This window comes from Nocardiopsis lucentensis DSM 44048 (genome assembly GCF_000341125.1).
Lineage (GTDB): Bacteria > Actinomycetota > Actinomycetes > Streptosporangiales > Streptosporangiaceae > Nocardiopsis > Nocardiopsis lucentensis.
The window spans coordinates 1-20,837 of sequence record NZ_ANBC01000140.1 but is presented as its reverse complement, the minus strand read 5'-3'; the positions used below and the strand labels follow the sequence as shown (position 1 = coordinate 20,837).

At 71.7% G+C, this 20,837-nt stretch carries 18 protein-coding genes; 9 read left to right on the top strand and 9 right to left on the bottom strand.

The window, feature by feature from the left end:
• Window positions 1-148 precede the first annotated feature (148 nt).
• Both D471_RS0104740 and D471_RS0104730 read left to right on the top strand, forming a co-directional pair.
• Window positions 149-1,768: an alkaline phosphatase D family protein gene (locus D471_RS0104740; RefSeq protein WP_017597571.1), complete on the top strand. Its 1,620-nt coding sequence runs from the start codon at window positions 149-151 to the stop codon at window positions 1,766-1,768.
• A 331-nt stretch (window positions 1,769-2,099) separates the two neighbouring features.
• Entirely contained in the window at window positions 2,100-3,269 is a 1,170-nt protein-coding gene (locus tag D471_RS0104730; RefSeq protein WP_026127413.1) for an FAD-dependent oxidoreductase, read from the top strand.
• Window positions 3,270-3,402: 133 nt separating this feature from the next.
• On the opposite strand, the gene D471_RS0104725 is transcribed toward D471_RS0104730, so the two are convergent.
• Complete coding sequence (locus D471_RS0104725; RefSeq protein WP_017597569.1) at window positions 3,403-4,389, bottom strand: alpha/beta fold hydrolase; 987 nt, start codon at window positions 4,387-4,389, stop codon at window positions 3,403-3,405.
• A 55-nt stretch (window positions 4,390-4,444) separates the two neighbouring features.
• Between D471_RS0104725 and D471_RS0104720 the strand changes: the two genes are divergently transcribed.
• Window positions 4,445-5,035 (top strand): TetR/AcrR family transcriptional regulator, encoded by a 591-nt coding sequence (locus D471_RS0104720; protein WP_017597568.1) that lies wholly within the window; start codon window positions 4,445-4,447, stop codon window positions 5,033-5,035.
• A gap of 315 nt (window positions 5,036-5,350) precedes the next feature.
• On the opposite strand, the gene D471_RS0104715 is transcribed toward D471_RS0104720, so the two are convergent.
• The gene (locus D471_RS0104715) at window positions 5,351-6,235 is read right to left on the bottom strand and encodes a hypothetical protein (protein ID WP_017597567.1); all 885 of its coding nucleotides are present in this window, start codon (window positions 6,233-6,235) and stop codon (window positions 5,351-5,353) included.
• Between the two features lie 290 nt (window positions 6,236-6,525).
• Between D471_RS0104715 and D471_RS33040 the strand changes: the two genes are divergently transcribed.
• Window positions 6,526-6,924, top strand: coding sequence for an ATP-binding protein (locus D471_RS33040; protein ID WP_017597566.1), 399 nt, complete (start codon window positions 6,526-6,528; stop codon window positions 6,922-6,924).
• A gap of 59 nt (window positions 6,925-6,983) precedes the next feature.
• Window positions 6,984-8,201, top strand: a complete 1,218-nt coding sequence (gene chrA, locus D471_RS0104705) for a chromate efflux transporter (protein ID WP_026127412.1) — start codon at window positions 6,984-6,986, stop codon at window positions 8,199-8,201.
• A 259-nt stretch (window positions 8,202-8,460) separates the two neighbouring features.
• Here the strand turns inward: chrA and D471_RS0104700 are convergent, their stop codons facing one another.
• The 4 genes from D471_RS0104700 to D471_RS33035 form a co-directional block, all read right to left on the bottom strand.
• Window positions 8,461-8,769, bottom strand: a complete 309-nt coding sequence (locus D471_RS0104700) for a PadR family transcriptional regulator (RefSeq protein ID WP_017597564.1) — start codon at window positions 8,767-8,769, stop codon at window positions 8,461-8,463.
• A gap of 250 nt (window positions 8,770-9,019) precedes the next feature.
• A complete protein-coding gene (locus D471_RS0104695) occupies window positions 9,020-10,015 on the bottom strand; it encodes an alcohol dehydrogenase (RefSeq protein ID WP_017597563.1) in 996 nt (331 codons plus the stop codon).
• Window positions 10,016-10,809: 794 nt separating this feature from the next.
• Complete coding sequence (locus D471_RS0104685; RefSeq protein ID WP_017597561.1) at window positions 10,810-11,508, bottom strand: metal-dependent transcriptional regulator; 699 nt, start codon at window positions 11,506-11,508, stop codon at window positions 10,810-10,812.
• A gap of 338 nt (window positions 11,509-11,846) precedes the next feature.
• Window positions 11,847-12,770 (bottom strand): NAD(P)/FAD-dependent oxidoreductase, encoded by a 924-nt coding sequence (locus D471_RS33035; protein WP_017597560.1) that lies wholly within the window; start codon window positions 12,768-12,770, stop codon window positions 11,847-11,849.
• Between the two features lie 95 nt (window positions 12,771-12,865).
• Between D471_RS33035 and D471_RS37520 the strand changes: the two genes are divergently transcribed.
• A complete protein-coding gene (locus D471_RS37520) occupies window positions 12,866-13,564 on the top strand; it encodes an SAM-dependent methyltransferase (protein WP_017597559.1) in 699 nt (232 codons plus the stop codon).
• A 38-nt stretch (window positions 13,565-13,602) separates the two neighbouring features.
• On the top strand, window positions 13,603-14,214 hold the full coding sequence (locus D471_RS0104670; RefSeq protein WP_017597558.1) for a TetR/AcrR family transcriptional regulator: 612 nt from the start codon (window positions 13,603-13,605) through the stop codon (window positions 14,212-14,214).
• Between the two features lie 150 nt (window positions 14,215-14,364).
• Here the strand turns inward: D471_RS0104670 and D471_RS0104665 are convergent, their stop codons facing one another.
• Window positions 14,365-15,786: a selenium-binding protein SBP56-related protein gene (locus D471_RS0104665; protein ID WP_017597557.1), complete on the bottom strand. Its 1,422-nt coding sequence runs from the start codon at window positions 15,784-15,786 to the stop codon at window positions 14,365-14,367.
• Between the two features lie 528 nt (window positions 15,787-16,314).
• On the opposite strand from D471_RS0104665, the gene D471_RS0104655 reads away from it, so the two are divergent.
• Entirely contained in the window at window positions 16,315-17,586 is a 1,272-nt protein-coding gene (locus D471_RS0104655; RefSeq protein WP_017597555.1) for an aminotransferase class I/II-fold pyridoxal phosphate-dependent enzyme, read from the top strand.
• A 61-nt stretch (window positions 17,587-17,647) separates the two neighbouring features.
• Here D471_RS0104655 and D471_RS0104650 read toward each other — a convergent pair whose 3' ends face one another.
• Window positions 17,648-18,169: an ATP-binding protein gene (locus D471_RS0104650; protein ID WP_017597554.1), complete on the bottom strand. Its 522-nt coding sequence runs from the start codon at window positions 18,167-18,169 to the stop codon at window positions 17,648-17,650.
• A gap of 403 nt (window positions 18,170-18,572) precedes the next feature.
• Between D471_RS0104650 and D471_RS0104645 the strand changes: the two genes are divergently transcribed.
• A complete protein-coding gene (locus D471_RS0104645; RefSeq protein WP_017597553.1) occupies window positions 18,573-20,372 on the top strand; it encodes a bifunctional metallophosphatase/5'-nucleotidase in 1,800 nt (599 codons plus the stop codon).
• Here D471_RS0104645 and D471_RS33025 read toward each other — a convergent pair.
• Window positions 20,329-20,837: DUF4291 domain-containing protein (locus D471_RS33025; protein ID WP_017597552.1), on the bottom strand; the 509-nt coding region annotated here is incomplete at its 5' end. The genes D471_RS0104645 and D471_RS33025 overlap by 44 nt on opposite strands.

Genomic DNA, 20,837 nt, shown 5'->3' with positions numbered 1-20,837 from the left:
GTTCGTCCCACGACGGAACGTCAACTGTTCGTCACCATGGCGCCACCAACGTTCACCGTCCGCTGGTTGGGGTGTACCGCATCGCGTGGCCGGATAGTGGACGGCCCCCTCGCCCCGGCGGTGAGCCGCCCACACCCCAGGAGCTCCCATGCCCCGTACCCCCACCCCGCACTCCCCCATCCCCCTCCTCCCGGAAGCCACCGTCGCGTCCTCGACCTCCCCCTACGCGACGACCCGCCGCCAGGTCCTGGTCGGCGGCGCGGTCGGACTGAGCGCCGCGGCCCTGGGGACCTTCGGCGGCGCCGAGGCCCTCGCCGACGCCACCTCCCGTGCGAGCCGGATCCCCGAACCCTTCACCCTGGGCGTGGCCTCCGGCGACCCCCTGCCCGACAGCGTCGTGCTCTGGACCCGGCTGGCGCCCCGGCCGCTGGCCGAGGACGGCCGGGGCGGTATGCCCGACTGGCGCGTCCCCGTCCAGTGGCAGGTGTCCGAGGACGAGCGGTTCCGGCGGATCAGCGCCGCCGGCACCGTGACGGCCGACCCCGACCGGGCCCACGCCGTCCACGTGGAGGTCGAGGGTCTGCGTCCCGGAGCCCAGTACTTCTACCGCTTCCGTTGCGGCCGCGAGATCAGTCCCGTGGGCCGGACCAGGACCGCCCCGGCGCCGGGCGCGCGGGTGGACCGGTTCGCGTTCGCCTTCGCCAGCTGCCAGAGCTACACCAACGGCCACTACACCGCCCAGGCCCACCTGGCCGAGGAGGACCTGGACCTGGTCGCGTTCCTGGGCGACTACATCTACGAGACCGGCGACCAAGGCGAGATCGGGCGCGGCCACTACCCGCCCCGGGAGATCCGGACCCTGGCCGAGTACCGGCTGCGGCACGCCCAGTACAAGAGTGACGCCGACCTCCAGGCCGCGCACGCCGCCTTTCCCTGGGCCGTGGTCTTCGACGACCACGAACTGGAGAACAACTGGGCCGACGACACCTCCTACGGCGAGGACGTTCCCCCCGAGCAGTTCCTCCTGCGGCGCCAGGCGGCCTTCCAGGCCTACTACGAGCACATGCCCTTGCGCCGGTCCCAGCGCCCCACCGGCCCCGACCTGCGGCTGTACCGCAGACTCCACTTCGGCGACCTGGTGGACGTGCACCTGCTGGACACGCGCCAGTACCGGGACGTGCAGGTCCCCGACGTCGACCGCGGCGACCCGAACCGCACCCTGCTCGGGGCCCGGCAGCGCCAGTGGCTCCTCGACGGCCTCACGGGCTCCCGGGCGCGCTGGAACGTCCTGGCCCAGCAGGTGTTCTTCTCCCAGCGCGACTTCGCCGACGGCGACGCGGTCAACGTCAGCAACGACGCCTGGGACAACTACCGGGTCGAGCGCGACCGCGTGCGCGACCACCTGGCCACGGTCGACAACCCCGTGGTGATCACCGGTGACGTGCACGCCAACTACGTCGCCGACGTCAAGGCCGACTTCGACGACCCGGATTCCGCCACCGTCGCCACCGAGCTGGTCGGTACGTCCTTCACCAGCGGGCGGGACGGGGAGGACCAGCGACCCACCGACGCCGTCCAGCTCCGGGAGAACCCGCACATCCACTTCATCAACCGCAGGCGCGGTTACGTGCGCAACACCGTCACCCCCACTGAGTGGACGGCCGACTACCGAGTCGTGGACTACGTCTCCGAGCCCGGCGCGCCCATCATCGACCGCGCCCGCTTCGTCATCGACGCCGGAACCCCCGGGGTGCGCCGACAGGGCTGAGGCCCTCCGACGCCAAGCGTCGGCCACGGCGTGGCGGCGCGCACGGCGGTATCCGGGCGGCGTCTTCCGGTCACGGGGGCGCCGCCCGGGCCATCCGATGCGGGGGCCGGGGCTCGGGCGCCGCCCCGGCCGTGAAGACGGTCAGGGCGAGGCGGACCGGGTCCGCCGCCGGTACGTGAACTCGCGGATGTGGCGCCTCCCCCGGTGCGACCACCGTGCCGCCCCCGTGACCAGGACGGGGGGACGTTTCCCCGCCCCGGTGTCCGCCCCTCCGGAACCAGCTGTACGACTAGGTGTAGTACTACTCAAGGTCGTGGATGTGGGGTCGGTCATGCGCGTGCTCATCGTCGGGGCGGGAATCACGGGAACGGCGGCGGCCAAGGGGTTCCTGGCCGCGGGGCACGAGGTGACCGTGCTCGAGCGGGCACCCGCCCTACGCGACACCGGCTGTGCGATCGTCCTGTGGCCCAACGGCACCACGGTCCTGGGCGACCTCGGGGTCCGCCTGAACGGAGCGGGAGAACGCATCGAGGCCCTCGACGCCCACAGCTCCCGCGGGCGTCCGGTGATGTCCGTGGACACCGTACGGCTGGAGGAGCGGTTCGGCGCCCCGACACTGGGGATCACCCGACCGACACTGCTCGCCCGACTCGTCGAGGACCTGCCCGAGGAGATCTTCCGCTTCGGCGCCCACTGCGCACACGTCCACGACGACGGCCGGGTCGTGCGTGTGGCGACCGAGGACGGCGCCGAGTACTCCGCTGACCTGCTCATCGGCGCCGACGGAGTCAACTCCCGGGTGCGCACCGCGCTCTTCGGCTCCGCCCTGACCGCGCGGCCCACCGGCGTGGCCACGTGGCAGGGCCTCGTCGACGCGCCGTTCGACCTCGGTTCCCGAGCCCTGATGTTCCTCGGACGGGAGGGCGGGGTCGGGATCAACCCCGCGGGAGGGGGCAAGGTCAACTGGCTCATCGACTTCCGGCTGCGTCAGGAGGACGGCCAGGCCGGTCCGGGGGAGGCACTCACCCTCCTGCGGAACCGGTACCGGAGCTGGGCGCCTCCCGTCACCCGGCTCCTGGACGCGCTGACGGGCAGGGACCTCGCACTCTTCCCGCACCGGCGGCACCCCGCGCCGCTGCGGTGGTCGAGCGGCAGGTGCGCCCTCATCGGCGACGCGGTGCACACGATGCCCCCCATCCTGGCCCAGGGAGCCGGGCAGGGGCTGGAGGACGTCGCGGCGCTCCTGCGCGCCCTCGACGGACTCGGTGCCGACGACGATCCGGCGGCGGCCCTGCGCGCCTACGGGCGCAGCCGTGACCGCCAGGCCGTGAAGGCGGCCGATGCGGCCACCCGGGGCATCGCGACCTCGGGGCCGCGGACCCTGCTCCAGAGCGAGGCCGCCCTGCGCGCGGCCGTCCTCATGCCCCGCGGCACGGCGACCCGGATGTTCGAGCGGACGATCAGCGGGGTCAGCACCCGGCTCTCCCCCTCCCGGGTCTGAGGGGCGTGCCATGCCGGCGCTGGACCCGTGCCCGCGCCTGGTGCGCGGCGGCCGCGGCGAGGCGGCGGCCGTGGCCTGTTCCCGCGCGGCGCCGACAGGCCGGAGATGAACGCCGGTGCCGTGAGGTGTCCTCTCAGCCTCGGCCGACGAACGCCGCGACGTCGGCCGCGATCTCCTCCGGGTGCTCGCCGCTGACGGCGTGGGAGGCGTCCGGGTAGAGGCGTACGGTGCCGCCGCCCTCCCCCGGGGCCAGGGTTCGCTCTGCTGTCGCCACGGCCTCCTCGGCGTCGTGCATCACCGAGTCCCCGGCGATGACCGCCAGGACGGGCATGCCGAGGCGGCCCAGTTCCTCCTCGCTGATCCTGGTCGGCTGGGGCAGGCGCAGGGTATAGTGCCGCATCCCCGCCTCGATCATGTCCGCCACGGGGACGTCCTCCACCGGCACTCCGCCCGCTGTCCAGGAGTTGAACCCGTCCCGCCAGGACCGGGGCAGCCAGGGCAGGGCGGCAGGGAGGGCGCGCACGACCGTGCCCAGCGGTATGTCGGAGAAGACGTGCACGGGGTCGATGAGCGTGAGCGTCTCGATCAGGTCCGGTTGCCGGGTGGCGAGGTTGGCCGCCGTCCATCCGCCGATCGACAGGCCCACGACGTGGAAGCCGTCCTCCGGGAGGCCGTCGAGCGCCTGGTGGAGCCACCGGGCCTGGTCCGCGTCGTTCTCGATCGGGCGGTCCTGGACGCTCATACCGGGTTCGCCCAGGAGGTCGATCGTGTAGACGTCGCCGATATCCAGCAGCGAGGGCAGGTTGTCGGCCCATACGGGGCTCGCCGACGCCCGCCCCGGCAGCAGCACGAGGGGCGCGGAGGCGTCACCGTCGCCCGCGAAGCGGTAGGCGCGCACGATACCGAAGTCCGTGCGCACGTCGAGGGTCCGCTCCGGTTCGGGTAGGGCGGCGAAGGCCTCGGCGTACACCTCGGCGAACTCGTCGCGCCCCTGGGAGCTGTTCCAGTGGCCCACCGGAGAGGGTGAGCGCAGGGCCGCCGCCGCGACCAGGGCGGTGAGGACGCAGATTCCCGTGATGACCAGCCACCGCCGTCGCGGACTGGGGTGTCGTGTGCCCATACGAGGTCCTTTAACCGATCGGTTAGTAATTTGACCGTACGGTAGAATCACCGGCATGGCAAGGACGAGGTCGAAGTCGGGGGAGCTGACCCTGACCGAGCGCGCGCGGCGCGCCCAACTGATCGAGGCGACCGTCGAACTGGTCGCCGACCGGGGCTTCGCCGGTGTCGCGCTGTCCGGGATCGCAGAGCGCGCGGGCATCACGAAGGCGGCGGTGCTGTACCACTTCCCGTCCAAGGACGCCGTCGTGCGGGCGGCGCGCGACCACGTGTTGTCGGAGCTGGCGGGGCACGTGGCGGCGGAGGTCGAGGCCGCCGCGCCCGAGGGGGCGCCGGCCGCCTACGTGCGTTCCATGGTCGGGTACCTGCGGGAGCACCCGAGGCACACGCGGATGATCACCGAGGCGCTGACGCACGGCGGTGAGGGATACGAGCCGGCGGAGCGATGGGGGCCGCTGGCGGAGATCATCGACGGCGCGCGGCGGGCGCGCGGAGCACACGCGGGTCGGGACACGCGAACGCTGGCGATCATCGTCGGCGGGGCGATCGACGGGATCGTCGCCGAGCGGCTCAGCGACCCGGAGTACGACACGGCGGCGGCCGCCGAACAGCTCGTGGATCTGATCGACGCCGCGCTGGGTGGGTGAGGGGCTCGGTGCCCGCCGGATTCAGCCTGGCGGGCACCGAAGCGGAGTCGCCTACTCGGCTACGCGCACCGAGGTCACGAGCGCGGTCCACTCATGGGGAACGAAGCCCAGGTGCCCCAGCTCGCGGTGCTGGCTGTCATATACCGCCGTACGTGCACTCTCCGACCAGGGCGCCATCGTGCCGCCCGGCGGAGACAGGATGGCGGTGGGGTGTGATCACCTGAGCTGTATCCGTCTCGCGGCGGAAGGGGACGGATGGCGCGAGGACGGTCACTCCAACCGTACGGGCATCTGGGGCATCAGTGGGGCTCGACCTCAGTCGAAGAGCTCCTCGGCGGTCTCGACCCTGACGGCACGGCGCACCCACGCCTGAAGCTGCTCCTGGTCCGTGCACGCGGTGACGCGCTCGCGCACCTCATCGCCCACCGCGATACCCCGCTCGTCCAGGACTTCCAGGATCGCCGCGGCTTCGCCTTCGGCGCGGCCCTTGGCCACGTACTGCTCGGTGAACGGGGTGCTGAACTCGTAGATCGCAGACGCCACAATCGCCTCCATGCGTTCCTTCGCCGCCCCGTCGAGCAGCGCCATGACAAATTGAGTGTAGTTCGCCGCGCGGTCGGGGTCGATCTTGGACAGCCCCTCCATCAGGCCGTCCACCAGTTCCGGCCGCGCGGCCGAATGGACCAGGGCGGACAACACCCCGAGCTCCGGCGACCGTCCGATCTCCACCGGATCGGCGACGACCGGAGCCTCGTCCGGGCCGATCACCAACGGCTGAAGGTCGTAGCCGGGGTGGCCCATCGGGATCGGCTGGGACGCCCACGCGGCCACCGCTCGATCGGGACACAGCGTGACGAGGTAGGTGGGGGCTCCCAGCAGTCTCGCCCGCAGCGTGGTCAGGTACACCGGCCAGCTCAGGGGTTTGCCCTGGTCCTTGCCCCGTTGGATCTCCACGATGATGGCCGCGGTCGCGTCGCTCCTCCTCTTGCCGAGTGTGCGTACGCGGGCGGGGTCCCGCAGGGTGATCACGGAGTCCGCGGTGTACTCCGTGGGCAGGACGTCGTTCAGGTTCCCGCACTCCAGGCGTGCCGCCGCGTACGACGGGACCTGGATCCCGAAGACGTGGGACACCAGTCGGGGGGCGAGGTCGGGTGCGTTCTGGAAGAGTTCGACCAGAAACTCGTGTTCGATGGTTGGCACGACCGGGACACTACCGAACGTGATCGGGCGGGCGCGGCGAATCTCGACAACCCACAGGAATCGGTCGGCCGAAAAAGCTCCGGCGCCTTTCCCCAATGCCCGTGAGCCGTTACCGGATTCACGGCGGGGCGACGAAAAGGGCGTGCGACCGTGGTCTCACACCCCTTCGCTGCTCTACTTCGGCTCCGCTGCGACAGATCTTAAAAAGGACAAATCCAGAAAATCCTCGGCGCCGATTCCACCGACCCGGGGTGTGGTCTCACTTCTTACGAAAAAGACAGGAAAGACAAATGCACTGTGCCGCCCCGGTTCCCGAACCGCCACGGCTTCCCCGGCGCCTCTGCGGCACCGCGACCACCTCCCGCCTCGTGGTCGGCTCCGACCCCGGCGACGTCTCGGTCGCCCGCCGGTGGGCGGCCCAGGTCTCGCACTCCGGCGTCCGCCTGGCGCGGGACGTGGCGATGGTGGTGTCCGAGCTCGTCACCAACTCCCACGCGCACACCGCGTCCGGCCTGCCGGGCGGAACCACGCGCGTCGAGATCGAACGCCTCCGCTTCCAACTGGCCGTCCGCGTCACCGACGACGGCCCCCGCCCCGGGGAACCACCCCTCCCCCACGGCCCCGCACTCGTTTTCGATATCGTCTCCCGATATCGGAACACGATGTTCGATCCGGACCTCCCGCCGTGAAGGAGCCCGACCATGACCCTGCCTCCGCCGATGACGGGAATCCGCCGGGCGGTGCGCGGATGAGCGGCCGAGCCGTGGCGGCACCCACCACGACCGCACACGGGACAGCCGGTGAGGTCTTCCGGTCCTTCCTGCTGCTGGGGCTGACCTCGTTCGGCGGACCGGTGGCGCACCTGGGCTACTTCCGCGACGCGTTCGTGGTGCGTCGCGGTTGGCTCGGTGAGGCCGCCTACGCCGACCTGGTGGCACTGTGCCAGTTCCTGCCCGGACCCGCCTCCAGCCAGGTCGGCATGGCCATCGGACTGCGCCGCGCCGGATACGCCGGGATGGCCGCCGCCTGGGTCGCCTTCACCCTTCCCTCGGTCGTCCTGCTGACCGCCTTCGCCCTGGGGGCACAGGCCATCGGCGCCCAACCCGGAGCCGGGTGGCTGCTGGGTCTGAAGGCGGCGGCGGTGGCCGTGGTCGCCCACGCCGTGGTCGGCATGGCCAGGAGCCTGGCCTCGGGGCGGCGCCAGGCCACGATCGCGGTCGCCGCCCTGGTCCTGGTCCTGCTGCTGCCCTCGGCCCTGAGCCAGGTCGCGGCCATCACCCTGGGAGCCCTGGCGGGCGTGTTCTGGCTCACCGCGGTGACGACCACCGACGACGTGGCCGGGGCGGGCATTCCCGTGCGGCGCCGGACCGCCGTGGCCTGCCTGGTGGTGTTCGCGGCCCTGCTGGCGGGTCTGCCCGCGGTGGCCGCGCTGACCGGCACCACGGCCGCGGGAACGGTGGACGGTTTCTACCGCGCCGGATCACTGGTCTTCGGTGGCGGGCACGTGGTCCTACCGCTGCTGGAGACCGAGGTGGTGGGCACCGGAGCGGTGGACCACGAGTCGTTCCTGGCCGGATACGGCGCCGCGCAGGCCGTTCCCGGCCCCCTGTTCACCTTCGCCGCCTACCTGGGCGCGCTCATGCCCGTGGCGGGCAGCCCGCTGCTGGGGGCGGCGATCGCCGTGGGGGCGGTCTTCCTGCCCTCGGCGCTGCTGGTGGTGGGCGCGCTGCCGTTCTGGGAACGGCTGCGCACCGCACCGCGTGCCAGGCGGGCGATGGCCGGAGCGGGCGCGGCGGTGGTGGGGATCCTCGCCGCGGCCCTGTACGACCCGGTCTTCACCCGGGGAGTCGTCTCGCCCGAGACGATGGCCCTGGCCGCGGTCGCGTTCGTGGCCCTGGCGGTGTGGCGCGCCCCAGCCTGGGCGGTCGTCCTGGGGGCCAGCGCGGTCGGCCTCCTCGCTCTTTGACCGCTTCCCACCCTGAGGGGGAGGGAACTCCCTGAGGGGTTCCCTCCCGCCACGGGATGTGCGGGGATGCCTGGCTCAGGCCGCCCGAACGCCCCGCGGACGCCCGGGTCCCGCGCCCTGGACACCAGCCGGGCCCAGACCCGCCCGGACCAGCACCGCGTGCGCGGAGCTCCTGTCCCTCGAGCGCGAGGCCCGTCCTTCCGTGAGAGCACCGGAGGCGCCGCACCGATCCCCGCCGCCCGGGCGGCGGGGGTCGTGCTCACCCGGGTTCTTGGTCGCCCAGGACCTCACGCGCCAACTCCCTGAGCGCCGACCGGTCCTGCTCCAGCACCCGCCTGCCCGCCTCGGTGGCCCGGTAGAGGCGCCGGACACGCCCCTCCACCACCTCCTGCCGGGAGACCAGCAGACCGTCGGACTCCAGACGGTGCAGGGTGGGATAGAGAGTCCCGGGGCTGATGCCGTATCCGTGGGAGGCCAACTCCCGAGCCATCCACGCACCGTGGATCTCCTCCTCGGCGGCGTGGTGGAGGATGTGCAACCGGATGGCTCCCCGGATGAAGTCCCGCACGTCCGGCCTCCTCGATCTCGCCTCGGAACGAGCCCGGTGTCCCCAGGCCGATATCGGATCACGATATCCACTCTCGGGGGCACGTCCCGTTCGAGAGGGACGGAGAGGGCGGACGCGGCGGGGATCTGGTGCGGGCGCTTCACCCGTACCGTGCTGCTCCACCGCCTCGACCAGGCGATCCCGCCCGTCCCGCGCGCCTGACCGGAGCGGATGACAAGAGGCCCGGCCGAGCCCCGGTCCCGGGTGTGGACTACATGGTGAGAACGCCGCGGTACCGGGCCTTGCCCATGGACTGGTAGGCGGTCTCGGCCTCCTCCAGCGCGTAGGTCTGGACGATCGGCCGCACCCCGGTCAGGGCGGCGAAGGCCATCGCGTCCTCACTGTCCTTGGCGTGGCCGCTGTACCAGCCACCGACCGACCGGCGTCCGAACACCAGCGGGTCCGGCCCGACCGGAACCGGCGTGTGCTCGGAGGCCACGATCACCAGGCGGCCGTTGGGTGCCAGCCCCTGGACCAGATCGCCCTGCGCCTGGCTGTCGCCGACGGTGGAGAGCACGAAGGCCGCGCCGCCCAGTCGGGCGAGCGCCTCACCGACGCTGCCCTTCGTGCTGTCGACGTACTCGTGGGCGCCCAGTTCGCGGGCGGTGGCCTCCTTCTCCGTTCCGCGGTTGACCGCCACGACACGGAACCCCATCTTGTTGGCGTATTGGATACCCAGGTGGCCCAGGCCGCCGACGCCCTGGACCGCGACCGTGTCGCCGGGGCGGGCGCCGCCGTGGCGCAGGGAGTTGAAGGTGGTGATCCCGGCGCACATCAAAGGCGCGGCCTCCTCCAGGGTGAGCGCGTCGGGCACCCGGGCCAGCACGTGCTGGGACACCACGGTGTACTCGGCGTACCCGCCGTCGGCGTGCAGCCCGATGATCGTGCGGTCGGCGCAGTTGACGAAGTCGCCCGCGCGGCAGGCGTCGCAGGTGAAGCAGTGTCCGCCGTGCCAGCCCACGCCGACCCGGTCGCCCGCCTTCCAGGCGCTGACTCCCTCGCCGACGGTGTCGACGACCCCGGCGATCTCGTGTCCGGGGACCCGGGGCAGCCGGACCCCGAGCATTCCGGCGCGGGCGAGGGTGTCCCCGCCGCAGACCCCGCAGGCGTGCACGCGCACGCGGACCTGACCCGGTCCGGGCCGCGGCGTGGGGATATCGGTGACGGTGAAGGGCTGGCCTGCCTCGACGGCCTGTACGGCTCTCATGGTGTTCTTCCCTGTCCTGGGTGAGTGGTGGTGTGGCTGTGCGGGCTCCAGGGCGGCCGGGGACGGCCCACCCTCGGTGTTTCCACTGATAACAACATACCGATTTCATTGATATGGTCAAGCTGATACTCGAAAATAGTTATCAGTGATACCAGTCACGTGTTCGGACGCCAGGGGGCATCCGTCTCCTTCCGGAGCCCTCCGGCGACGAGAGGCGCCAGCACACGGTGTTCCGGCCTGGGGCGCACCCCTCCGCGAAGGGGCTGGTGACAGGGATGTCCGGCCCGCGGTGGCGGTCGTTCGGCGGTGAGCCGGTGCCGGAGATCGGCTGGCGGGTTCTCAGGACCTGTCCGGCCCGGGCCGAGGGCGCGGGTGTCCCGTCCGTCGAAGCCCGGTCCTGTTCACCGCGGTGGACCGGCGGGGCCCGGCGGCCGGTCGGGTGGGTGCGCACCGACCACACCACGGTCCCGGCCGCTCAGGTGGGCGCGTAGACGGAGGTCCGGGTGGTGGAGAGAGCGTGAACCGGCCCAGCGCCCTGGTGGGCGCGGGGCCGGTCGGCGCGATCAGCCCGTCGGCCGTCGGTCCCAGGACGCGCGACGGTACACGCCGAGGCGTCGGATTCGATGTCCGGCGCTGGCGGTGGTGCGGTGGCGAAGTCGCCGATGTACGGGAACGAGGGGGCGCGGCGGGTCGAGCGCGCTACGCCCCGCCACGCGGCTCACCGATGCCCCGAACGGGCCCTCTCCCCCGCCTCGGGGCCGACCTTCGGCGGAGGCGGCGGCCGTCCCCCTCCGTTACTTGGCGTCCGGGGAGATCCACAGCGCCTCGGCGGCCACCAAGCCCAGGGCCTGCGACCGCTCGGGCACCTCCTCGCCGGGGCGCACGGTGATCTGGATCGACCCGGCGAAGGGCTGGCGCTCGACGACCTCCACGGTCATGCCGATGCCGATGTCGATGTCGGCCAGGTAACGCAGCAGGTCGGGGTCGTTGTCGTTGACCCGGACGATCGCCCCGCGGGTGCCCTCCTCGGCGTCGGACAGCAGCACCGACTCGCGTTCGACGATGTCCCCGTCCCTGGTCGGGATCGGGTCGCCGTGCGGATCCACGACCGGGTCGCCCAGGTGGGCGGCGATGCGGTCGACGAACTTGTCCGACACCACGTGTTCGAGGATCTCGGCCTCGTCGTGCACCTCGTCCCACGAGTATCCGAGCTCGGCCACGAGGTAGGTCTCCAGCAGCCGGTGCCGCCGCAGCACCGACAGCGCGGCCTTGGTTCCGGCCTCGGTGAGGCTGACCGCCCCGTACCGCTGGTGCTCGACGAAGCCGAGCTCGTTGAGCTTGCGCAGCATTCCGGACACCGACGAGTTGGACACCGACAGCCGCTCGGCCATCCCGGAGATCGTCACCGGTCCGGTGCCGCGCTCCTGGAGGTCGTAGATGACCTTCACGTAGTCCTCGGCCGACGTGGACGGCCTGGTCGGTGTGTTACCCATGTTCGTAACCGTATCGCGGTCCGTGGTCGGGCGCCCATGTCGACGCGTGTGCCTGTGGACCACCTCAGCGATCGTCCGCGGCCGCGGCGATCCCGCCCCGGAGTTCTTGACTTCCCCCGGCCCTGAGGGAACCGGGATTCCGACCGGGCCGGGAGGCCCGGTGATGCCGCGTGCCTCGCGGCGCGCGACTCCTTCACATCGGGGATGCGGCGGGAGGGGAGTCCGGGTCGCGTCCACCGCTCGTTCGCGCGAAGGCGGAAGATGTGGGCGGTGGCCGGGTGGTGTAGGCGGTGAATTCTCGTTCGGGCACGGAGGGCTCCGGTGGGGCGTCGGGGCCGTCAGGCCAGGCGGGCGAAGTGGATGGCGTCGGCGGCCGCGGCGCCTGCGGTGACGGCGGGGACGACCCCCTGTTCCCAGGTCCGGCCGGTCAGGTCGCCTGCGGCGTAGAGGCCGGGGACGCTGGTCTGGCGGCCTTCGTCCACGGTGACGTAGCCGTCGTCCAGGGCGAGGCCGTACTCCCTGGCCAGGCGTTCGACGAGGGGAACCTGCCGCTGGGGTCGCGGCCACAGCAGGGTCTGGCGTTCCAGGAGGGTGCCGTCGGCCAGTTCCACGGCGTGCAGGTCGCCGTCGGTGTGGTGCAGACGGGTGATCTCGCCCTGGACGAGGTCGCTGCCCCGCTCGCGCAGGCTCCGGCGCAGTTCGTCGGCGCCGGGCAGTGAGGGCGGGGCGATGGCGACGGCGTCACCGGTCCAGGCGCGGAAGGCGGTGGCGGCCATGCCGAGGTAGAGGGGTTCGTCGGAGACCAGGGCCCAGGTGCGGTCGGCGTTCTCCTCGCCTACGCAGAACGGGCAGTGGATCACCGTGCGACCCCAGCACGCGGCGAAGCCCTCCACTCCGTCGGGGGGCTGGTCGATGACGCCGGTGGCCAGGATGACGTTCCGGGCCCAGACGGTGGTCCCGTCGTCCACGCCCACGGTGAAGCCGTCGCCGCTCAGCGGGGTGATCTCGCGGACCGTGGCGTCGAGCCGCTGGGCCAGTCCGTAGCGTCCCAGCTCCTCCCAGGCGTGGGTGCGCAGTTCGTCGGGGGTGGCGCCTTCCAGGCCGATCAGGCCGTGCACGCCGCGGGAGGCGGCGTTGCGGGGTGGGGAGGGCGCCTCGATGACCAGGGTGCGGTGGCGGTACCGGGTCAGCGTCTGTGCGGCGGTCAGGCCGGCGGGCCCGCCGCCGATGATCACGGTGTCGTACTGGGCGGTGTCGTCCACGGGATGCCTCCGTAGGGCTTGACGAAATCGAATGACCATCGGTCATACTACTGACCAACGGTCATTCGATCGATCCCATTCCCTCTGGAGGAACTGTGACCCACAACACCGGCCACGCTTGCGGCGCGCACGACAGCGGCCATGCCCATGGACCCGGGGCGGCCCCGTACCCGGACTTCGAGTGGGACGACCTCTACGCCGGCGACGGCAGCGACACCGCCGACCCCGACCCGGTGCTCCTCGCCCCCGCCGGCGACCTTCCCCCGGGCAGGGCCCTGGACCTGGGCTGCGGTGCCGGGGGCAACGCCCTCGCGCTCGCCGAACGCGGCTGGCGCGTCACCGCGGTGGACCTGGCGCCCCGCGCCATCGCCTCCACCCGGGCAAGCGCGTGTGCCCGAGGACTGGACCACCGGGTCGAACTCGCCGTCGCCGACAGCGCGACCTGGACGCCGGAAGAGGTCTACGGCTTCGCCCTGAGCTCCTACGCGCTGCCGTCCCGCGGACCCGCCCGCACCGCCACACTCGCCTGCCTGGCCAACGCCCTCGCCCCCGGCGGGACCCTCGCCCTGGGCGAGTGGGACGAGGAGGCCTGTGACTGGGGTCGGCCAGGGGACCTGGCCACCCTCGACGAGCTGACCGACGCCTTCACCGGCCTCGGCCTGGAGATCCTGCGGGCCGCACGCACGCCGGTGCCCGTACACCAGCACCCCGGCCACGAGCAGGAGCCCGGTCAGGACCACGCGGTCATCGTCATCGCCCGCAAGCCGCATGGCACCCTGGAGGCCACCGGCTGACCGACCGCCGGTCAGCCACACGAGACGAAGGAGGGACCGTGCCCGAGGACACGCCCGCCCAACCCGCCGGCCGCTTCCAGCCCCCGGACGTCCGCCGACGCCAGATCCTCGAGGCCACGGCCGACCTCCTGCTGGAAGACGGCCACGAGGCGCTGACCGTCAGCAAGGTCGCCGCCCGCGCCGGGGTCGCCAAGGGCACGGTCTACCTCTACTTCGACTCCAAACAGGAACTCCTGGCCGCACTCCAGGCCCAGATGTGGGACCGCATGCTCCAGAGGCCCACCGCTCTCCTCCAGCAGCCCGGCCTGACCTGGACCGAGCGGCTCGACGGCCTGGTCGCCGCGTGGATCGCCGCCGAGCGGGACCACCACGAGCTCTACCACCGGCTCTTCCACGAAGGCGGCGCCACCACCGGTGAGGAACCCATGACCGACGCCCGCGACCTACTCGTCACCCTGCTCACGCAAGGCCACGCGGCGGGTGAGTTCGACGTCCCCGACCCCGAACTCACCGCCGACTTCCTCACCCACGCCTACAGCGGCCCCTGCCACCACACCCCGACCGACACCGACGTCACCCCCGCGGTCCAGACCCTCTTCCGCCGCGTCGTCGCCGCCCGCCCGCTCGACGCCGGACTCACCGCGCCGTAGGCCGGATCGTCGGTGAGCCCGTCCGGACGAGGGGCCGCACCCCGGTGCGAGGTCCACCCGCGCCGGAGCCGGCGCGTCGGGCGGCGCGCTCCCAGCGGCGGTGGCCCGCCCCGGCGTTCCCGAACCCATCGGGGGAGCCGGACGGCCCCGTCAGCGGTAGCAGTACGAGTCCGAGGAGGCGTCCCCGCCGGCCAGGCGTGTCTGGTGGACGCGCAGTCCCCCGAAGTCCCGGCCGTGCGGGAAGAAGCGCTGATCGACCCGGAGCCCGCCCCCGTCGGTGTCCGCGTCGAGTTTGACCAGCCAGGGTTCGATACCGCCGGGGTAGAACTGGTCGTCCCAGGAGCCGTAGAGGGAGTTCGTCAGATAGACGCGCCTCCCGTCCCGGCTGACCTCCACCATTTGGGCGCCTCCCGTCAGCGGGGTCTCCGGTGCCGACGGGTGCGGGCCGCCGTCGACGATCCCGCCCAGCCGGACCGAGGCGGTGCGTCGGGGCTCGAAGGGATCCGTGACGTCGTACTGGATCAACTCCCCCGTCCCCCACGCCGACACGTACAACCACCGGTCGTCGACCGACAGGTCGATGTCGGTGACCAACGGAGGAACCGCGCCGAACGGCCGCAGTGCCGGGGGAAGGCGCTCAGGATCAGTCGGCACGGCGGGAACCGTGACCACCTTTCGGACGGAGAAGGCGTCACCGTCGCGGTACCACAGCCACACGGAGGCCGACAGGTCCACGACGCTCACGACGACCGAGGCGAAGCCCCAGTCCGCCTCCGGATCGTGGGCGGGACGCAGCTCCAGCACCATCTGGTGCTCGTCTCCCAGATCCACGCGCTGCCGGTGCACGCCGGAGGCCAGGTCCCAGAAGTGCAGTGCGTGGCCGTACTCACGTCCGAGCAGGAGTTCCGGGTCGAGACCGTCCTCGACCATCGAGGGGGTGCCCCACTCGCTGGTCACCGCGATCCCGTGGCGCAGGTGCCACCAGACGTCGTACGCCAGTCGCTGCGGTCCCCGCCGCGTCTCCCAGGCGCGCAGCACCTCGAAGGTGGTGTGGTCGAGCAGAGCCACCCCTCCGGGTCCGTCGTTTCCGTCCGCGCCCCCCAGACAGGACAGGAAGACCCCGTCCGGTCCGCAGTGGAGGGTGTGCGGGCGGGAGTAGCCGGCCCTCTCGGCGAGTTCGGCCGCTTCCACGACCTTGACCAGGCGGGGGCGGGTGGGATCGGGGCGGGTGTCGAGGACGTGCAGTCGCGAGGAGCGCAGCCCGGGGATCAACAGGTACCGGCGCTCGGCGTGGTGGTGTCCCTCGTGCGCCAGCGCGCTGGAGCAGGCGTTCCATCCGAAATGGTGCAGCTCGTCACCGAGGTTGGGCATCTCCGTGACGCCGAGCACCCGACCGTAGGACGTCGACTCCGGGTCGGTGCACACCGTGAACAGCGCGTCGGGACGGTGCGCGGCGCGGTCGAACCCGACGACGTAGGCGAGCTCCTCGGGAGGCGCCGCGATGGCGTCCGCCGGAGAACGGTAGATCGTCGGATCGACGGGATGATTCTCTGTGTGCGTTGGAGAGGCCATGGGAACCCTCCCCTGCCTCGTCGGTTCGGCAACGGCACGGCGCGTCTCGAGCCTCACCGGCTCTTCCACCATTGTCCGGCGTTTCCACCGTGTGGGGCAACCGTTCCGGGGCGGCCCATGAGCCTCCGCCTCGATGCGCTGTTCCACCGCCTGACAGCTCAGCCGGTACCCCCGAAGCCTGTGGAGAGGGCGTCCTGGTGCGTCGTCCGTTCGTCCGGGTCCAGGGTGGTCGCGATGAGGCGACGAAGCTGGAGGATACGGGTCTGTAGGGTGGTGGTTGCACTGCGCGGCGGGTCGTCCCCCCAGTCCTCCTCCACCAGGGTGTCGACGGGGACCGTCCGACACGCGCGCAGGGCGAGAATCCGCCGGGGAACGCGCCCCGGCGTTCCCCGTCCGAACCCGACCCCCGTTGGCCTCCGTGGAGAGTTCGGCCCCGTTTCACGTGCGTGGCGAGGAGTGTGCCAGGGTTTTGGGGGAGACGGGCCACGACAGGCTCGCGATCGTGTGAAGAACACCGGAGGAACCACCATGACCACCGAGCTGAGCGCCGACGCCCTGACCGGGTCCCTCGACCTGGCGCGGCGGGACTACAAGGAGCTGGCGGGCCGGGGCCTCAAGCTCGACCTGACCCGCGGCAAGCCGGCGCCCGAGCAGCTCGACCTCTCCGAGGACCTGCTCAGTCTGCCGGGGGACCTGCACACCGCCGCCGACGGCACCGACGTGCGCAACTACGGCGGCCTTCGAGGCCTGCCCGAGCTCCGCGAGATCTTCGCCGACGTGCTGCAGGTACCGGCCGGGCAGCTCCTGGCCGCCGGTAACTCCAGCCTGGAGCTGATGCACGACTGCCTGGTCCACGCTCTGCTGAGTGTGCTTCCGGGAGCCGACGCGCGCTGGGCCGACCAGGAGCGGATCGTGTTCCTGTGCCCGGTGCCCGGCTACGACCGGCACTTCGCGCTCTGCGAGCGGTTCGGCATCGAGATGGTCGCGGTCCCGATGAACGAGTCGGGCCCGGACATGGACGTCGTGGAGCGCCTGGTGGCCGAGGACCCGGCGGTCAAGGGCATCTGGTGCGTGCCGAAGTACAGCAACCCCGACGGGGTCGTCTACGGCGACGAGACCGTGGCGCGCCTGGCCCGCATGGAGACCGCGGCCCCGGACTTCCGCATCTTCTGGGACAACGCCTACGCCGCCCACCACCTCACCGAGGAGTCCGTCGAGATCGCCGACCTCCTGGCCGCGTGCGCCGAGAGCGGGAACCCCGACCGGGCGTTCGTGTTCGGTTCCACCTCCAAGATCACCTTCGCGGGCGCGGGAGTCGGCTTCTTCGGTTCCTCCACGGCCAACGTGGACTGGCTGACCGCCAACAACTCCAAGCGCTCCATCGGCCCGGACAAGGTCAACCAGCTGCGCCACGTCCGCTTCCTGCGGGACGCGGACGGACTGCGGGCGCACATGGAGCGGCAGCGGGACCTGCTCAAGCCGAAGTTCGCCGCCGTCCAGCGGATCCTGGAGGAGGAGCTCGGCGGCACCGGTCTGGCCACGTGGACCGACCCCCGGGGCGGATACTTCGTCACGTTGGAGGTTCCGGAGGGCTGCGCCAAGGAGGTGGTGCGCCGCGCGTCCGAGGCGGGAATCGTGCTGACCCCGGCCGGTGCGACCCACCCCTACGGCGACGACCCGCGCGACGCGACGATCCGTATCGCGCCCAGCTTCCCGACCCTGGCCGAGCTGGAGCAGGCGATGCTCGGACTGACCGTGTGCGTGCGCCTGGTCGGTTACGAGAAGGCGGTCACGGCCTGACCGGTCGGACCGTCAAACGTATGCCGGTCCCGCGGCGATCCGTCGTCGCGGCGCGGTGCCGCTAGGGCGCGACCGTCGCGATCTCGGCCCAGGCGTGGGTTCCGTGGACGGGGTGCGGGGCCAGGCCCCACCGGGCGGCCAGGTGGTCGACGATGAGGAGTCCACGGCCGGATTCGGCCTCGTCGTCGACGCGGCCGTCCGCGGAGCGCGGGGCGATGCGACCGTGGTCGTGGACGTCCAGGCGCAGGGCGGGGTCCGTCCCGCCCTGCGCCCAGGTCAGGTCCAGGTGGACGGGCGGGTGGCCGTGTTCGACGGCGTTGGTGACCAGTTCGCTGACGATGAGGGTCGCCGTGTCGGCCAGGTCGGTGCGGTCCAGACGGCGCAGGAAGTGCTCGACCAGGCGTCGGGCACTGGACGCACTGGCCAGGACACCGGGAAGGCGGTGGGACTCACGGACCGCGGTGAGCACGCCGCGCCCGGCACCGATGCCGGGAGCGAGGTCTGAAGTCTCGTCCGGGACCCGCACGACGGGTTCGTCGACTGCGGTGCCGGGGCCCGCGGTGGCCTTGGTGGTGGAGAACATCGCGCCGTTCCTTGGAGCGAATACCGGTGTCGTTTACCACAGACGGTGTGTGTCTTGCATCACTCCGGACAGTGGCGCCGGTCTCATTCAGTGGGATGCTCTGAGCATGACCTCACCAGTGTCGCGAGTAAACCTTGTGACCATTGTGGACACTATTGTTCATAAAGTTCATCGCCTCCGGCCGGGCTCGGTGGCAGGTCGAGAGTCGCGGCACACCTGTCGTGAGGGCGATGCGCGACGGTCCAGGGTCGAGGAGGCGTGTCTCCCCCGCGGCGATCCGCGGCGTCGGCACCCCACGGGCGTGGAACGTGCACCGTTCGTTCACACGCGCCCACTTCCGCCACACCACCGGGATCCCTAACCTGGGTGACTTCGTAGCCCCCACACCCCGGAGGTGGCCCCCATGGCCGAGGACTCCCCGCTGTCCCGACGCGGCGCCATCGGCGCGCTGAGCGCCGCGAGCGCGCTGGCGGTGGCCGGATGGCCCGACACCGCCGCCGCGTCCTCCGCCAGGGACGCCCTCATCACCGTGATGGGCACATCCGACCTGCACGGGTACTGCCTCAACTGGGACTACTTCCGCGACGCGGAGTACGCCGACTCCGCCGGAGACCACATCGGCATCGCCAAGGCGTCCAGCCTCATCGAGCAGATCCGCGCCGAGCGCGGCCGCGGCAACACCCTGCTGTTCGACTCCGGCGACACCATCCAGGGCTCCTCCCTGGTCACCTACTACAACACCGTCGAACCGTTCACCGAGACCGGCCAGATCCACCCGATGGCGCGCGCGATGAACGCCGTCGGATACGACGCGGTGGCCCTGGGCAACCACGAGTTCAACTACGGCGTCGACCACCTGGCCGCCTGGATCGAGCAGATGGACGCCCCGGTGCTGGGCGCCAACGCCGTCCACCACGGCACCGACGACCCGGCCTACCGCCCCTACGTCCTCAAGCGCATGCACGTGCAGACCACGAACAAGCCGGGCAGGCAGCCGCTGACGGTCGGTGTCCTCGGCCTGACCAACCCCGGCTCCATCCTGTGGGACAAGCGCCACGTCGAGGGCAAGCTGGAGTTCCGCGACCTGGTGGAGAGCGCCGCCCACTGGGTGCCGGTCATGCGGGCCCGGGGCGCCGATGTCGTCATCGTCAGCGCCCACTCCGGGGACAGCGGCACCTCCTCCTACGGGGACGGCCTCCCGGTGGAGAACGCCTCCGCGATGGTCGCCGAGCAGGTCCCCGGCATCGACGCGATCCTGTTCGGACACGCCCACCGCGACGTCCCCGAACGGTTCGTGACCAACCGGGTCACCGGCGAGCGGGTGCTCATGTCGATGCCGTCGTACTGGGGGCGCCGACTGTCGGTCATGGACCTGGCGCTGCGCCGCGAGCGGGGGCGCTGGCGGGTGGTGTCCAAGAGCGCGGTGGCCCTCAACGCCAACACGGTCGAGGAGGACCCGCGGATCGTGGCGGCCGTGGAGGACCAGCACGCCACGGCGGTGTCCTACGTCAACCAGGTGATCGCCACGTCGGTGGAGGAGCTGAGCGCGGCCGAGGCGTGCTGGCGCGACACCGCGATCGTGGACTACATCCAGCACGTGCAGATCGAGACGGTCCGCGCGGCGCTGGAGGGCACCCCCGAGGGCGACCTGCCGGTCATCTCGATCGCGGCGCCGTTCAGCCGGTCGGCGGTCTTCCCCGCCGGGGACGTCAGCATTCGGGACATGGCCGGTTTGTACATCTACGACAACACGCTGCTGGCCAGCGAGCTGACCGGAGCCCAGGTGCGCGACTACCTGGAGCACTCGGCGCGCTACTTCGCGAGGGTCGCCCCGGATGCGGCGGTCGATCCGGAGGCCATCACCAACGCGGGCGGGACCCCGGACTACAACTTCGACCAGATCGCTGGACTGGAGTACGAGATCGACATCTCCCGCCCGGAGGGCGAACGGATCACCTCGCTCACCCTGGACGGCCGGGAGGTGGCCGACGACCGGCGGTTCGTGATGGCGGTGAACAACTACCGGCAGTCCGGGGGCGGGAACTTCCCCCACATCGTGGACGCGCCGGTGGTCTACAACCGTCAGGCGGAGGTGCGCCAGGCGCTGATCGACTACGCCACCGCGAGCGGGACCATCGACCCGGCGGGGTTCCACACCGTCAACTGGCGTCTGGTGCGTGAGGGCGAGCCGGTGTTCGAGTGACGTCGGGGACCAGGTGGTCCAGCAGCCCTTCCGGCACCGGGTAGGGGCGCTCGTCGGGCAGTAGTCCGGCGGCCCCCTCCAGGTCGCCAGCGCGCACCAGGGCGTGGATCTCGTGTGTGAGGGGCGTGACGTCGGTGATACGCGAGATCCACTCGTCGGCGTAGCGGTGGGACGCCTGCCCGGACAGCCCCAACTGGAGGGAGCGGTGGTCGAGCGGGCGCAGGTGCAGGTCGCGCTCGGGGTCCCACTGCACCCGAGCGGGGCTCGTCCGGAGCCGCTCGCGCCAGGCGTCGCGGTCGGGGTGGACCCGGGGGTCGAAGTGCGACAGGCAGGCGTTGCGCAGCGCCCACTCGAACCCGGCGCGGGTGACCTCCACGGCCAGGACGGTCTCCTGGTCCTTCTTACGGCCCCACCCGCACCGATACGCCATCCAGAGGTACGACGGCTTGATCCAGCTCATCCGGT